Origin of the sequence: Cohnella cholangitidis (assembly GCF_014107495.1) — a bacterium.
In the GTDB taxonomy this organism is placed as follows: domain Bacteria; phylum Bacillota; class Bacilli; order Paenibacillales; family Paenibacillaceae; genus Cohnella; species Cohnella cholangitidis.
In genome coordinates this window covers 5,282,642-5,297,176 of sequence record NZ_CP041969.1, presented here as the reverse complement: position 1 = coordinate 5,297,176, position 14,535 = coordinate 5,282,642, and the positions used below count along the sequence as shown (strand labels likewise).

General features: G+C 54.1%; 7 protein-coding genes. 2 read left to right on the top strand and 5 right to left on the bottom strand.

Going from position 1 to position 14,535, the window contains the following annotated elements; translation table 11 throughout:
* Window positions 1-89: 89 nt before the first annotated feature.
* From FPL14_RS24345 to FPL14_RS24325, 5 genes are all read right to left on the bottom strand, one after another.
* Window positions 90-4,541, bottom strand: a complete 4,452-nt coding sequence (locus tag FPL14_RS24345; RefSeq protein WP_182300167.1) for a carbohydrate binding domain-containing protein — start codon at window positions 4,539-4,541, stop codon at window positions 90-92.
* Between the two features lie 69 nt (window positions 4,542-4,610).
* Complete coding sequence (locus tag FPL14_RS24340) at window positions 4,611-7,988, bottom strand: alpha-amylase family glycosyl hydrolase (protein WP_182304139.1); 3,378 nt, start codon at window positions 7,986-7,988, stop codon at window positions 4,611-4,613.
* A gap of 316 nt (window positions 7,989-8,304) precedes the next feature.
* Window positions 8,305-8,613 carry a hypothetical protein gene (locus FPL14_RS24335; RefSeq protein ID WP_182300166.1) on the bottom strand — a complete coding sequence of 103 codons (309 nt, stop codon included), beginning with the start codon at window positions 8,611-8,613 and terminating at the stop codon, window positions 8,305-8,307.
* Window positions 8,610-10,448 (bottom strand): ATP-binding protein, encoded by a 1,839-nt coding sequence (locus FPL14_RS24330; RefSeq protein ID WP_182300165.1) that lies wholly within the window; start codon window positions 10,446-10,448, stop codon window positions 8,610-8,612. Before FPL14_RS24330 ends, FPL14_RS24335 begins: the two co-directional genes overlap by 4 nt.
* Before the next feature lie 50 nt (window positions 10,449-10,498).
* On the bottom strand, window positions 10,499-11,746 hold the full coding sequence (locus tag FPL14_RS24325) for a hypothetical protein (RefSeq protein ID WP_182300164.1): 1,248 nt from the start codon (window positions 11,744-11,746) through the stop codon (window positions 10,499-10,501).
* Window positions 11,747-11,977: 231 nt separating this feature from the next.
* Here FPL14_RS24325 and FPL14_RS24320 point away from each other — a divergent pair, with 231 nt between their 5' ends.
* Together FPL14_RS24320 and FPL14_RS24315 are read left to right on the top strand one after the other, a co-directional pair.
* Window positions 11,978-12,610 (top strand): hypothetical protein, encoded by a 633-nt coding sequence (locus FPL14_RS24320; protein WP_182300163.1) that lies wholly within the window; start codon window positions 11,978-11,980, stop codon window positions 12,608-12,610.
* A complete protein-coding gene (locus FPL14_RS24315) occupies window positions 12,603-14,309 on the top strand; it encodes a GMC family oxidoreductase N-terminal domain-containing protein (RefSeq protein WP_182300162.1) in 1,707 nt (568 codons plus the stop codon). Before FPL14_RS24320 ends, FPL14_RS24315 begins: the two co-directional genes overlap by 8 nt.
* The last annotated feature ends 226 nt before the right edge of the window (window positions 14,310-14,535 follow it).

The following is a 14,535-nucleotide window of genomic DNA, read 5'->3' as shown; positions in this document are numbered from 1 at the left end:
GGCAACCAAGTCAGAATAATAATATATCACGAATGACTAGGTTTGTAAAGGAGTCTCGGGATTTCCAGCCCGAGACTCCTTCTATAAGTCTATTGATCCTTCCAGCGCTGAACGGTTAAGTTAACGGTTTGAGCACCGCCGGCCGGTGTTAACGTACGGTTGGCGATATCGCTGCCGTTCGAGTTCGCTTCCACCGACGCCCACGTTCCCCTGGTCAGCTTGTATTGAACGGCCGTCCCTGCCGGTAAGCTTAACGTGATCGAATAGACGCCGTCCGTTCCTTTCGTTAATTGATAAGCGGAATCCGCCGCATTCCAGCTGTTGAACGAGCCCGTCAAATAAACCGGACCGTTCGCGGGGGTCGAGGAAGGCACGGTTACACGGAAGGTAACTCCGTCCGCTTGCGGCGTGCCGGATGTTTTGTTGCCATTGACTAAGCTCCAAGTTCCCGAAGCAAAAGAGTAATTGTTGCCTCCATTGCTATCCCAGGCACCGCTTCCGTTATTGAACGCCGCGGTTAATCCCGTTGCGCTGCCGAGATCGATCGTGATGCTTGCGTATCCCGGATAAGCGGAGGTTTGCATCTGGCTTCCCGGCAACGCCGTCCATGTCGTCGCGTTGTCCAGCTTGTAATGAATATAAGAGTTCGCGAACGAAGAGTTCTTGTAGTAAATCGTGACGTTATTCCCTCCGCCGGCGAGCGTCGTTACGGATGCCGCCGGCGTGCTTGCCGCCGACTTATTGCCAACCGCATCATAAGCTTTCACGGTATAGTTATAGGTCGTAGAAGGCGCAAGTCCCGTATTCGTGTAAGTCGTTGCGGCTGTCGTCCCTACTAGCGTTCCGTCACGGAACACTTCATAACCCGTTACCCCGACGTTATCGGTCGAAGCGCTCCAAGTGACGTTAGCCGAGGTAGCCGACAACGCTGTCGCCGCCACGTTCTGCGGAACGGTCGGCGGTTCGTTCTCCGGAAGAGAAGGAGGGCCCGAAACGATGTTACCCGTCGGCGTATACGTCCATGTACCCGTACCGAACAGATAGTTCTGCGAATTATTGCTATCCCATGTCCCGCTTCCATTGTTGAAGCAGGCTTCCAGCTGGCTCGCCGAACCGATATTGATCGTGATCTTGTTATATCCCGGTACTTCCGATGCCGGAATGGCGACTCCCGGAGAGGTCGTCCAGACGCCTCCTGCCGGACGATAATGAATGTACGGAGTCGTGAACCCTTTCTTGTAATAGATCGTGACGCTATTTCCGGCAGGCGTCGTTACTGTCGCAGGCGGATCGCTGATCGCGGAGCGGTTACCCGCGGCATCGAACGCCTTCACGGTATAAGAGTACGTTGTTCCCCCCGTAAGTCCGCTGTCGGAATAAGCGGTCGCGCCTGTCGTCGAGCCGACTTTGGCGCCGTTCCTGAACACTTCATAACCCGTGACCCCGACATTATCGGTAGAAGCGCTCCAAGAGACGCTTGCGCTGCTTGCCGACGAAGCTTGAGCCGTCACGTTCTGCGGAACGGAAGGAGCTTCCGTATCCACGATCGGCGCACCCGCTACGATATTCCCCGTTGGCGTGTACGTCCAAGTTCCCGTGCCGAACAGATAGTTCTGCGAATTATTGCTATCCCATGTACCGCTGCCGTTGTTGAAACATGCTTCAAGTTGCGTAGCGGCACCGATGTTAATCGTGATCTTATGGTACCCTGGCAGCTCCGAAGCCGGGATGGCGGCTCCCGGAGAAGTCGTCCAAGTCCCTCCGACCGGCCGATAGTGAATATATGGCGTTGTGAAGCCTTGTTTGTAATAAATGGTGACGTTATTTCCTTGAGGCGTCGTGGCCGTTGCGGGCGGGGTGCTGAAATCCGAACGGTTGCCTTTCGCGTCATAAGCTTTAACGGTATAGGAATAAGTCGTGCTTCCCGCTAGGCCGTTATCCGTATACGAGGCATTCGCCGTCGTACCTACCTTCGTTCCGTTACGGTACACTTCGTAACCCGTAACCCCCACGTTATCCGTAGACGGACTCCAAGACACTTGAATGGACGAAGCGTTAATCGTTTGCGCGCTTACCTGGGTCGGTACGCTTGGCGCTTCGTCGTCCGGAATAACGGGTTGATCGGTGATGAACGGATGCGTGCCCGTGATCGACCCTTGCACGTCTTCGACGTATTTGCCGCCTACGAGATTGTACTTGCCAGCCCCGACGTATACTTGCTGGATCTCGCTTCGGGTAACGTTTCCTTTAGAGTCGGTTGCTTCGATATAATAATCCAACAATTGATCGCGGTAATCATTGATATACGAGTAGTACAGATTGCCGATTTCCTGTGCCGGCACCTTCGCCATGACGGCCTTGCCGCTCGGCTGCCAATCCACTCCGTTGATGTCCGGCGTCAGGTCGCGCGCGTTCATCGGATATTCCGTCCAAGCGCCAACCTTGGACGTATCGATCCCTGGCACGCCCGCCGCCTGAAGCGCCGCCGGATCGTACACCTTGAACGTGTTGTCCGAAGCGTCGGCAACCTTGCTTGTATGCGCTCTCACTTTGACTTTGATATCCTGAATTCCGCTCGTGTCATAAGCATACGTATAGATGGCGAATGAATTGTTGAAGTGATGAAGCGTCCATCCTTCCGCTTTGCTTATGTTCGCGCTGCCCGGGTTATACGGATATCTTTGCGGCCACCAGACGGAAGGACCGACCTTATCTTTGGCTAGCTTAGCCTGAACGTAAGGTTTGGAGAAAAACAAAGACTGATTAAACGACAGAGTCGGTTTAACGTTATCGTCCACGTTCTCGTCATAATAACCGAAGCCCGAATCCATCGCCGGCAACAGGAAATACCACGCCAGCTCCGCCGGATTGGCGCCTCCCGCGTAATCGTTGGCGGCGTTCCCTTTGACCGGGAACGATAGCATCCAAGGATTTAACTGGTTCCCGGGATACGTAACTTCATTATCCAACGCGGTAGTCGGCTGCCAATAGTTCGGATGCTCCTCCAGCCAAATTTGCTCCGCCGTCTTCGCATAGTTCAATGCGGCTTGCAGCAAGGCGAAATTACGCTCCAGGTAGTGATATCCGTATTCGAACGATACCGTCATACCGTCGTCGATTCCGGATAGGTTTTTCTTTGGCGCGAAAGACGTCTGATTTACCTGGTTGAAGCTTGAGAATTGCGATTTCCATATGCCGAAAGGCAAATGCCAGTGGTACCAAGTCGGATCGGAAGAAGAATCTCTCGTATCGATCCAAGATCCGTCTTGCACGTGAACGACGTCGTTCGCCGCCGGAAGATTCGTGCGAAGATACTCGTCTATTCCCATTCCTTTTACCCCGGTATCGGTATACGTAACGTTGCCCGCGTTGCGCCAAGTTTCTTCCGAGCCGGCGCGTCCCATGTTGTTGTCCCCGTCATGAGCGACAACGAAGAACTGCTTCTGGGACGATATTCCTTCGAAGGGCTTGAGCGCGGTGGCTTTCGTGCTTCCGTTGTAGCCCTCCTCCCAAGACTCGGCTTGAGCGACGGGGATGCCGACGACCTTCGATTCCTGTCCCGTAGCCGGGTCTACGTAACGAACCCAATGCGGCGTGGACGCGAACGGATATTTGTTATGAACGACCTGCTGCTCGTTAAACATATTTTGGCTTACCCAAGAACCGACGTTGCTTGTGTTCTGCAAATCCGCGCGGTTAGGAGGCGATACCATCGTATCGGTACCCGGACTGTTCAATAGCGGATAGTCCCGCAGCGTACGGGAGAAATGGTTGTTCCCGATAACCGACCATTGAATGCCAAGCTTCTGCAGCACCGGAATGATGCGTTCCGAGAAACCGAGCTCCGTGGGGAAAAATCCTTTCGACGACTTATAGCTGTTGCCCATAAAATAAGGCTGAGCGAGCGTAGCGCCTTGGTAGATCAAATCCTTCAACATATAATCGTTGCCTGCCAGAGGACCCATCGTGTGATGACCCGTAAAATGGATCAGGTCCAGCGTTTTTTTCCCGTTCGTCGTTAGGAGGTTGTTGTAGGCATTCCGCCATGGCTGCCCCCAATTCGGGTTGTTATAGTCGGACACGTTGCCGCGTTGAATGATGCTGTTCACGTTATTGACGACCGCGCCCGACATCGTCACGTGCATCTGCGCTTGAGAATGATTGTTGCGCAAATCTGTCGCTACGTTCCATGGCCAAGACAGATAAGCTCCTTTCTTCGCATGATGTGAATAGTAGGATACCAGATCGTCGTGCGGCATGATCGCTCCGTTAGGCAAATAATAAGGATAGCCCTGCGGAGGATTTTGCTTGAGCGCAATGACGTCGCCGTCGTACGCGTACCGGATCGGACTCCCGACGGGAGTGGAGCCGTATTGATTGACGTCGTAATACGCCCAGAAATTCGGCATGTGGTTATGATAGACGTGAGCGGCGGCGATTTCGGCGGATACGCCGGACGCGTTCGCTTGCAATAACCAGGTTGCCCCTAATAGAACGGCCATCGTTTTAGAAAGCCATTTCATCTTAAACATAGTTTTCATTTATCCCCTTTCATCTCCCTTTTCGAAAAAGAGAGGGTTGTTGATAGTTCAACAACCCTCTGTCTTCCCTTATTGATCTTTCCAGCGCTGTACCGTTACATTAACCGTTTGCGCGCCCCCTGACGGAGTCAACGTGCGGTTGGAAATATCGCTGCCGTTCGAGTTCGCCTCTACCGAAGCCCACGTTCCCCGCGTCAGTTTATATTGGACTGCGGTCCCGGCCGGCAAGCTAAGCGTAATAGAATAGACGCCGTCCGTTCCTTTCGTCAACTGATAAGCGGAATCCGCGGTATTCCAGCTGTTGAACGAGCCCGCTAAATAGACTGGGCCGTTCGCAGGCGTTGAAGCCGGCACTGTAACCCTGAACGTTACGCTGTCCGCTTGAGGCGTTCCGGAAGTTTTGTTGCCGTTCACTAAGCTCCAAGTTCCCGAAGCGAACGTATAATTATTGCCTCCGTTATTGTCCCAGGTTCCGCTGCCGTTATTGAAGGCTGCGGTTAAACCCGTAGCGCTGCCAAGCTCGATCGTGATGCTTGCATATCCCGGATACGTAGAGCTTTGCATCTGGCTTCCCGGCAACGTCGTCCAAGTCGACGAATTGTCGAGCTTATAATGAATGTAAGAGTTCGTAAAAGCCGTATTTTTGTAATAGATCGTCGCTTGGTTGCCGGCCGGAGTCGTGACCGATGCCGGAGGCGAGCTCTCCGCGGAGCGATTGCCGGCCGCATCGTAAGCTTTCACCGTAAAGGTATAGGTAGTAGCTGCTGCCAATCCCGTGCTCGTAAAGGACGTCGTCGTTGACGTTCCGACTAGCGTACCGTTCCGGAACACCTCGTAACCGGTAACTCCGACATTGTCGGTAGAAGCGTTCCAGGTGACGCTTGCCGAAGTAGCCGAAAGAGCGGTCGCCGCTACGTTCTGAGGAACAGAAGGCGGCTCGTTCTCCGGAAGAGCCGGAGCTCCCGACACGATATTGCCCGTCGGGGTATACGTCCAAGTTCCTACTCCGAAGAGGTAGTTCTGCTGGTTGTTGCTATCCCATGTTCCGCTTCCGTTATTGAAGCAAGCTTCAAGCTGGCTTGCGGTGCCGATGTTGATCGTAATCTTGTTATATCCGGGCACTTCGGATGCCGGAATGGCGACGCCCGGAGAAGTCGTCCAAGTACCGCCTGCAGGTCGGTAATGGATATAAGGCGTCGTGAATCCTTGCTTGTAGTAGATCGTCACGTTATTGCCGGCAAGCGTCGTAGCTTCCGCCGGAGGCGAGCTGGCTGCCGAACGGTTGGACGCCGCATCGAGAGCTTTGACCGTATAAGCGTATGCGGTCGTTGCCGCCAATCCTACATCCGTGAACGATGCGGTCGCGGTTTGGCCGACAAGCGTGCCGTTCCGGAACACTTCGTATCCCGTAACGCCAATGTTATCCGTAGAAGCCGTCCATGCGACGTTGATCGACGAGGACGACACGGCGGTTGCCGTTACGTTCTGCGGTACGGTAGGGGCTTGCGTATCGATCGGATTCGTCGTCGCCGAAGCCGGCGGCGAACTTAACGCGGATTTATTATTGGCCGCGTCGTATGCTTTAACGGTGTACGAATAAGTCGTTGAAGCCGTTAAACCGTTGTCCGTGTAAGAAGTTCCCGCCGTCGTTCCGACGAGCGAACCGTTGCGGTATACTTCATATCCCGTCACGCCGATGTTATCCGCGGAAGCCGTCCACGTCACTTGAACGCTAGTCGAGCTAACCGCGTTGGCGCTTACGTTCGTTGGAACCGTCGGCGCTTGCGTATCGGTTATCTCCTTGGCATAGATTTTCGCGGAGTTTCCTCCGATGCTAACCGTAATCTGCTTGCCCGTTACTCCGCCGGATTGCACGGTAACGGTATCGGACGTGTTCAACTGGTTGACCAATATCGTTCCGACCGTCATCGTGCTTTCCGCCCGAAGCGGAATCGTCACGGTTTGCGTGCCGCCCGAAGCGTTGCTGAATACCGATACGACCTCTTGTCCGACGTTCGTGCCGCTATCTACGCGGCGGGAGAAGGCGTACAGATTTTGAGCGGACCACATTTCGCGTTGTTTCCCTTTGCGGAGCGCTTCGTACTTCTTGCGAATTTGGTTCAGCTTGGCGACGTGCTGGTAAGTGTTCGTGTTCTCGTTAAAATAGTCCTGAATGACGTTGCCGTTCGCGTCGCGTTTGACCATCGACCAACGGTTCCACGTATCCGCGATTCCGTCGCTCAGAACTTGGTTGTTGCCGTTCCCTTTGTTTTGCTCGGTCCCTTGGAATACGACCGGCAAACCGCGGACGGTAAAGATGAACGACAACGCGTTTTGCAGCTTCTGCACGTCGCCGCCGGCTACTTGGAGGAACCGGTTACGGTCATGGTTATCGATGAACGTAACCATATGATTCTCGTTGCCGTTATAGCGATAATCCTGGTCTAAGGCAGCTTTGACGTTCGCATCGAACGACTGGCCGTATGCGAAGCTATTAAGCACTTGGAAGAATAACGGGAAGTCCAGCATTCCCCATTCTTTGTTCGCGCCTACCCAGCGCGAGACGAATTCGGCGTTGCCGTCGAAGTTCTCCCCGAACGTATTGACGCCTAGATAATTTTGCAGCGCTCCGATATCCGTCGGCTTCATTAGCTTAGCCGCATCTACGCGAGCTCCGTCCGCTCCCGTGTAATCGAACCAGCCTTTGATCGAATCGAACATCGCTTGCCTTGCGGCCGGAACGTCGAAGTCGATGTCGTCCAGTCCGCCTAGGTCATGATTCTCAAGGTAATCTTGCGCCGCTTGAGTGTAGACGCCATCGACAGAACCGAAATTGATATCCCCATTGTGATGATACCAAGCCGGGTTGTTAAACGGCGCGGCAGGCTGCAAGCTCGGAATATCGTAAAATGCCTGCGTACCCAGCATATAGTCTCCGACGTGATTCGGAACGACGTCGATCACGACTTTGATTCCGAGCGCATGCGCCGAGTCTACGAGTTCTTTCAGCTTTTCCTTCGTTCCGAAAAAGGGATTCGCCTTGTTCGGATCCTTGACGTTGTAACCGTGATAAGCGGTGTTTCTGCCCGACCCGTTATTTTCGCGATTCGTCATTTGAGGCTCGGCAACGGGCGAAATCCAGATAGCCGTGTAGCCCATATTTTTAATATAGCCCAGCTTATCGATGACGCCTTGCCAGTCTCCGCCTTTCATATGGCGGAAATCTTCCTCCGAGGTCTCGCCGTAACGAATGGCCGATCCCGTCGCGTTGTTGCTAGGATCGCCATCGTGAAACCGGTCGACCATGATCTGGTAGATCGTATCGTTCTCGTCCACTGTTCCGATACTTGCCGCATGAACCGTCTTAGGAGATGCGATGAAAACGTTTGCGCAAACGGACAACAAAAGAGCGGCGATGAGTAACGGAGAAAACCATCTTCTAATCATGGACACTATTATTTCCCTCCTGTACCGTTTTAGTAAAGCGCTTACATAATCTTGAGTAAAGTCGTTAGCTAATTATGCATGCCCGGAATACTGAATGCGAAATAAGCTAATCTTGAGAAGCGCCTGATCAGAGCACTTTTGAGGAAACCGGTTTCCTAAGTAAAAATTAGCATGAGCTGAAATCCGTTGTCAATACTCGTCTTTTAAATAGGGTCCTAAGTCCCGAAAAATTGTCGAATTGACGAAATCACTCGAATTATGGCAATTCAATAAAAAGAAGCCTCGCTAGAGAAGGCTTCCTGAATGAAAGGATTAGCTATAGACGGTGGATTTCTTCAAAACAATAAGCATATTCCGCGAGTTCGTCTCTGGTTATCGTACGGTTCGTTTTGTCGAGCTCGTATTGATAGGCCTTGAGAATATGTTTCATCCCTACGGCTTCCCCGTTGCCGCTGGCGAGAAAGGCGGAGGTCAGCGCGATATTTTTGATGCTGCCTCCGGCCATGGGCAGTTTTCGCGCAAGAAAACCGTAGTCGAGCTCGTGGTCAAGCGGTGTTTGCTGAGGAAAAATCCCCCGCCAAATCGCTTCGCGCTGGTCTTCGTCGGGAAATGAAAACCGGATCACGTAATTGATTCTCCGCAAAAAGCTTCGTCCATATTCTGTAAATAGTTAGTCGCCATAATGCTTATTCCGCGGTATTCCTCTATTTTCTGCAGCAGAAATGCGACTTCCGTATTCGCGTTCTTATCGTGCGAATCTTTAACCTCCGAACGTTTGCCGAACAACGCATCGGCTTCGTCGAAGAACAGAATGGCATAGCTCGATTCCGCCTCGTCGAATATTTCGCGCAAGTTTTTCTCCGTTTCGCCTATGTATTTGCTTATGATCTGCGAGAGGTCGATTTTGTAGATTTCCATATCCAGCTCTTTGGCTACGACTTCGGCGGCCATCGTTTTCCCCGTGCCGGGCGGACCGGAGAACAGCAGGCTGACGCCCGTGCCGTAAGAGAGCTTCCGGTCGAATCCCCAACTTCCGTAAACGGTATGCTTATATTTGATATGATTGCAGGCGTGACGCAGCTTGCGGATTTGGGTTTCGGGAAGCACGAGGTCTTCCCACCGTTTTTTCGGCGACAGGCGCTTGGACTTCGTTCCGAGACGGTGATTCAGCTGTTTGTAACACGCTTCTATGATTTCATTCCAACGAATATAGCCGTGATCGCCGCTGTCCCGCTTCCATTCGGATAACGCCCGAGCCGTCCGCAAGGCGTTCGCTATTTGGCCCGGATTGAATAGAAAACGGGAAGCGATCGCATCCCAGTCCAGCGAATTTTCTACATTGTAGGCTGCCGCAAGCGTTCGCCACGCCCCCGCTCTCTGCTCATCATCGAGCAAAGGGATTTCGATCTCCAGATCGATCCGGTTGCGATGGTCGATCGGCCGGCAAGCCTCTTCCGAGAGCAGGAATACGACGCCGGACATCTCGTTCAGCCGATCGAGCCTGTCCCTCTTGATCTTCCGATCCGTCTCCGAGTCTTCCTTCAGAAGAAAGCCGCACAGAACCGGCAACGCTTGTTGAATAGCCGCCTCGCGAAAAACATTGTCCAACGCATCCCGTCCGTCCGACTCTTCTTCAGGGAGCTTAGCCATATCTATGAACAGCACGGGCTCGTTGAAGTAACGGCCCAAATGAGACATTTGCGTTTTCTTGCCTGCCCCTTCGTCGCCCCATAAAGAAACGATCAAGGCCGATTTATTCGAAATCTCCGATTCGGAAGCGCGGCTTGCGATCCACTGTCGAAGGTTGTCTTGAATATCGGCATGCCCGAGAAGCGGCGCCGGCTCCGCCGACGGCGGCAACAGGCTCATATATCGTACCATGGAAGCCGGCAATTCGGCCGAATCCAGCACGAATCGGACGATTCTCTCGTCCAAGCGGCAATACCGGTTAATCGTCGTTTCGTATTTGCGATTGACCGCCGGCTCGCGGAGGAAAAATCGGCGAAGCAAGCCGTCGGCCCTTAGCGCCCGCACCGCTTGAAACCGTTGCTCTTCGTCTCTTCCGACCAAGGAAGCGATTAAATCCCGCCGGGGGTAAGTCGCGCCGCGTTCGTCCTGCAGCAACTCGAACGCGGCTTCGTATTTGCGATCGACCTCGACGGCGAGACAGACGAAGACGATCTTCTCTTCCATCTCCGTCATTCCGAATATGCGCCTCAAATAAGAAAGTGGCAGGAAAACGTTCGCCTCTTCGCTTAAGCTCATGCGCAGCTCCGCCCTCTGACGCGCGCTTTCCCAACGATCCTCCAGCTTTGACCGATTGCCTTCCTCCGAACACATGCGCAGTTCGATGCCCGCATCCAGCCACCGAAGCCACTCTCTCACGTATTCAAGTCCGTCGGCATAAGGACTTTCCGAGGTTTCCGTCTTCGATCTCCGCAGCGGAACGACTTGTTCCATCCGTTACCCCTCCCTATGTCAGTTTAACCGCGACTTCAATCGCGAAAAGGCTATCGGCCGAAAAATTTCTTGATTCTGGACATGACGCCTTCGCCTTCGCTTTTCGGCTTGGCGGCTTCGGCTCTCTCTTTTTCTACTTCTTTCGCGCGCTGTTTGTAGTATTTGTGATGCTCCGTTTCTCCCCGCGCATGCGCCGTCAGACGCTTGACCTGATCATCGCTGTCCACGATCGGCGCTCCCGCGCCTTCTTTTCCTTTGCCTGCCGCGACTAAAGCATGCCTTTGTTTTTCCAGACCGATAAACTCGTCGATATTCTCGTAACCCGCAAACTCCTTTTTGCCCATCGCTTTGCGGGCTTCTTCGCGCGCCCGCGCCTTCTTCACCTGAGTCTGTTGGCTCGATGTCGCGATATCGCCGATCATTCCGGCGGCCGAACCTACCGCGCCGGCGACCTGACCCGCCCCCGGAACGATGTTGCCCGCGATTCCCGTCACGGTTCCGATTCCCGCCTTGATCCGGCCGGCGGTAATTTTGGTGCCGACCGCTTGGGCTTGGGATGCCGTGCTTGTCTTGATCGCTTCGTTAGTCGTCGTTGCCGAGATTCCTTTGAGCAAATCCCGTTCCTTCACGTCGAACTTCTCGGCCATCTTCTGCTGAATGCCTTTCCCGACAATCGGAATCATGCCCGCGGCCGTCTGGCCCGGGTTTTGCACGGCGTCGTTTACCGCGTTTTTCACCTTTTGCTTGACATCGAATTTCCCCGGCATCATTCGGTTCTCGATCTTATTCGTCCGCACGTCCTCTTCCAGATTCACGTCCTGCCTCCGGTTGCCGCTGCGTTCGCGGCTTTGCGACAAATCCCATTTACCGTAGCGCGCATTCTCGATATGCTGGGGAAGATCGTACCAATTGGGATTGTTGGCCGCATCCGTCTCCTTTTGCACCCGTTCGTGAAACTCTTTGCTTATCCCTCCGGATTCCTCGGATTCGCTTGCCGACGATTCCGACTCGCTCGACGGTCCGCTCGCAATCGGCGCCGACGCCGGAGCTTCCGGCTCCTTCGGCGCTTCGACGGCCGCTTCCGGCACTTTCCCCGGAGCTTCCGCCTCCGAACCCGCGTCCATGCCCGGAAACACGCGTACCGCTCCTTGAGCTTTCAGCTTCTGGATGATAGAGGCTTTGTCGGGACTCTGCTCGGACTCCTCCGATTGCTCCTCCTGTTCAACGTCTTCCCGCGAAGGGGAACGTCCGCGAGTCGCTCCTTCTTCTTCTTTGCGAACTTTGATCGCTTTCGGCACGAAAATCCTCTCCTTGTCTGACGCTTCTTGTGAAACAGTATAAGGAACGAGAATAAAAGAATAATGAAAAAAAACAACGTAAAAACTCCTAAAACCGCATAAAAACAAGTCTTTCCGAGTTTTGGGAAGGAGTCGATTTTATTTAATTGCAACGGAGATCCGCATAATGGACAGCTTCTCTCGAATACGTTCCTATGATCTAAAGCTCTTGAATAAGGAGGAGATTGCCCGATGCAACCGGCAGAATCGAATTCCTACACTTATGTTACTTTTCGCGCTCTTGTCGATGCAATCGTACCGTGTACGCCCGAACTATCCGTCTTCGGAGCGGATTTGGCGATCGGGGGCGTTCAGCTTGCCATTCACGAATACATGATCTGGGAGATGGATCATAGCCTGACGCTCGATCTCGGCCGTTATCCTGAAGTGATGCCTTTGGCTGCCCCTACAGCCGGATTGCTGAACGCGGGAGCGATACAGCTCGCGGCCTCCGGCAAAGCGAATTACGCCGTACCGGGCTCTGTGCCGTTCGCCTCCCTCTCGCCGGAAAACCGTATCCGAACTTTGGCGCTTCTCGAGAATCTCCAAGTCGATCTCGGAGCTTTGCCGCCTCCCTACCGCAACGACGGCGGACTGGTCAAATTCGTCGTTGACTTCCTCAATCGGCAGACGATGTTCGGAAATTACTCGGAATGGTCCGCGTACGGGACGACCCGGCTCGCAACGCCGACCGAACGAAGGCTGGAATATTTTCCGATCGGTTGGCGCCAAACCGGTTATCCGGGAGTATCCAAAGGATATCGCGCGTTTCGCGGCAATTTGCTGACGATAGTCAGAGAAGGAGGCGAGTCCCGCATTGTATGACGCAGACGTGATCGTTATCGGCTCCGGCGGCGGAGGCGCCGCCGCGGCCAAGGAGCTTGGAGAGGCTGGGCTGAAAGTTCTGGTGCTGGAAGCCGGTCCTTTCTACGGGAACAAGCAATGGCAAAATCCGAACGGCGAGCGGGGCGGAGAGTGGAGTTCCGACTATGCCGATCTGGACGTTGGCATATATAAACGAATTTTCAACATGTACGAGAACAATATGAACGACGTCGTATCGGGCACATTTCGATTCGGACCTGCGGATAGGCGACGAACGCCATGGCATCGGGTAATGCGGCAGAAGGGCGATATTTGGCAGGCTGCGGGAGTCGGGGGAACGACGCAGCATTACTGGTCGCAATCGCCGCGGGCTTTCCCCTCCGCGATCGACGGCATTTGGCCGATCAGTTACGACGAACTGATCCCGTATTACGAGAAAGTGGAAGCTACTTTGCCCGTGCAATTCTCCCCAACGACGCCCAAGGAGGAACTGTTCTACTACGGCGTCAAAAAAGCAGGCTGGAAGCTAATCCCTACGTTGAACGTGACCACGCCCGGCTATCGGCCGAACCCGAATGCTATCCTGCCGGTTAACCCTCGCTTGATGGATTCCCGCTACTCCATCGACCAATTGTGGAATATGGAAGGCTGCACCTTGCAGGGGCATTGCGTCAACGGATGTTCGGCCGGACCGTCCGTAGACAAAATCGCTAAGCGAAGCACGTTGGTCAGTTATGTCCCGCTTGCGCTCAAAACAGGCAATGTGGCGATCCGGCCCAATTCCTTCGCCATCAAGATTCTGACCGAGCAAAAGGCGGGAGAAGGGCTGTGCGCTTCCGGAGTCCAATTTCGCGATACGTGGACCGGAGAAATTCACGAGCTGACGGCCAAAGCCGTCGTCCTGTCCGGCGGCTGCATCGAGTCTCCGCGGCTATGGCTCAATTCCGGCCTGCCTTCGAATTCCTGGGTCGGGAGAGGGCTTACGAATCACTGCTTCGACTGGATCGGCGGGGTGTTCGACGAGCGGGAGCTCATGCGGATTATGGGCCAGCCCTCCGTCTATCCATACGTCGGCCATACTTCAGGAGCAAGGGTCGACATCCCGGGGACCGGAGTTTTCCAGGTGTCGTGTCTCAGTCCGGGCTTGATGTCTTTCTTGACTTACGGCTTCAGCGAAGCGGGATACGACGCATTGAACCCCCCCGCGCCGGGCGAGCCGTGGAACATTCGGGGCCGGGTAGTCGGTCCGGCGCTAAAGGAACTGATGATGAACTACGCTCGGACGATGACCTACCTTCTCTTGACGGATGACGAAACGCTGTTTCGCAACCGGGTGGAAGTCGACCCGATTCTGAGAGACGAGAACGGTCCGATTCCCGTCGTCTATTACACCCCCAGCCCAAAGACGTTGCAGCGGCGGGATCTCTTGGCCCGATATTCCAGCGAATCGTTGAAGGCGGCCGGCGCCAAAACGATCATTCGTTCGGATACGCCCTTCAGCTTCATGCTGCACATGGAAAGCACCATGAGAATGGGGTATGTCGTCGACACGAACTGCGAGGCTTATCAAGTAAAGCGGCTGTTTATCGCGGACAACAGCGTTCACTTCAACGGGATCGGCGGCCCGAATCCGACGTTGACGACGCAGGCGCTAGCCACCCGCACTTCCGAGAAGCTCGCTAGTCTATATTTTTCTTAGCCTGAGGGCATAGATACGGACCAATAGAGCACCGCACCCGACAACGCGACGATAAGCAGCAAAGCGAGCGATTTCCAAATCAGCTTCAATCAAGTTCGATCCCCTTTCGCGCTTTCCCTGATATCGCCCAGTATTCTCGACCGAACGGCACGTTAAACGCTCTTCTTATACCCGTCCTCTAGGCTGGCTATTGTCGCGCATATGGTTGGTAAAAGCAGGGAATCCT

Coding starts and splice junctions, on each gene's coding strand:
- FPL14_RS24320 (WP_182300163.1), top strand. CDS start 11,978: ATGCAACCGGCAGAATCGAATTCCTACACTTATGTTACTTTTCGCGCT.
- FPL14_RS24340 (WP_182304139.1), bottom strand. CDS start 7,988: ATGATTAGAAGATGGTTTTCTCCGTTACTCATCGCCGCTCTTTTGTTG.
- FPL14_RS24330 (WP_182300165.1), bottom strand. CDS start 10,448: ATGGAACAAGTCGTTCCGCTGCGGAGATCGAAGACGGAAACCTCGGAA.
- FPL14_RS24345 (WP_182300167.1), bottom strand. CDS start 4,541: ATGAAAACTATGTTTAAGATGAAATGGCTTTCTAAAACGATGGCCGTT.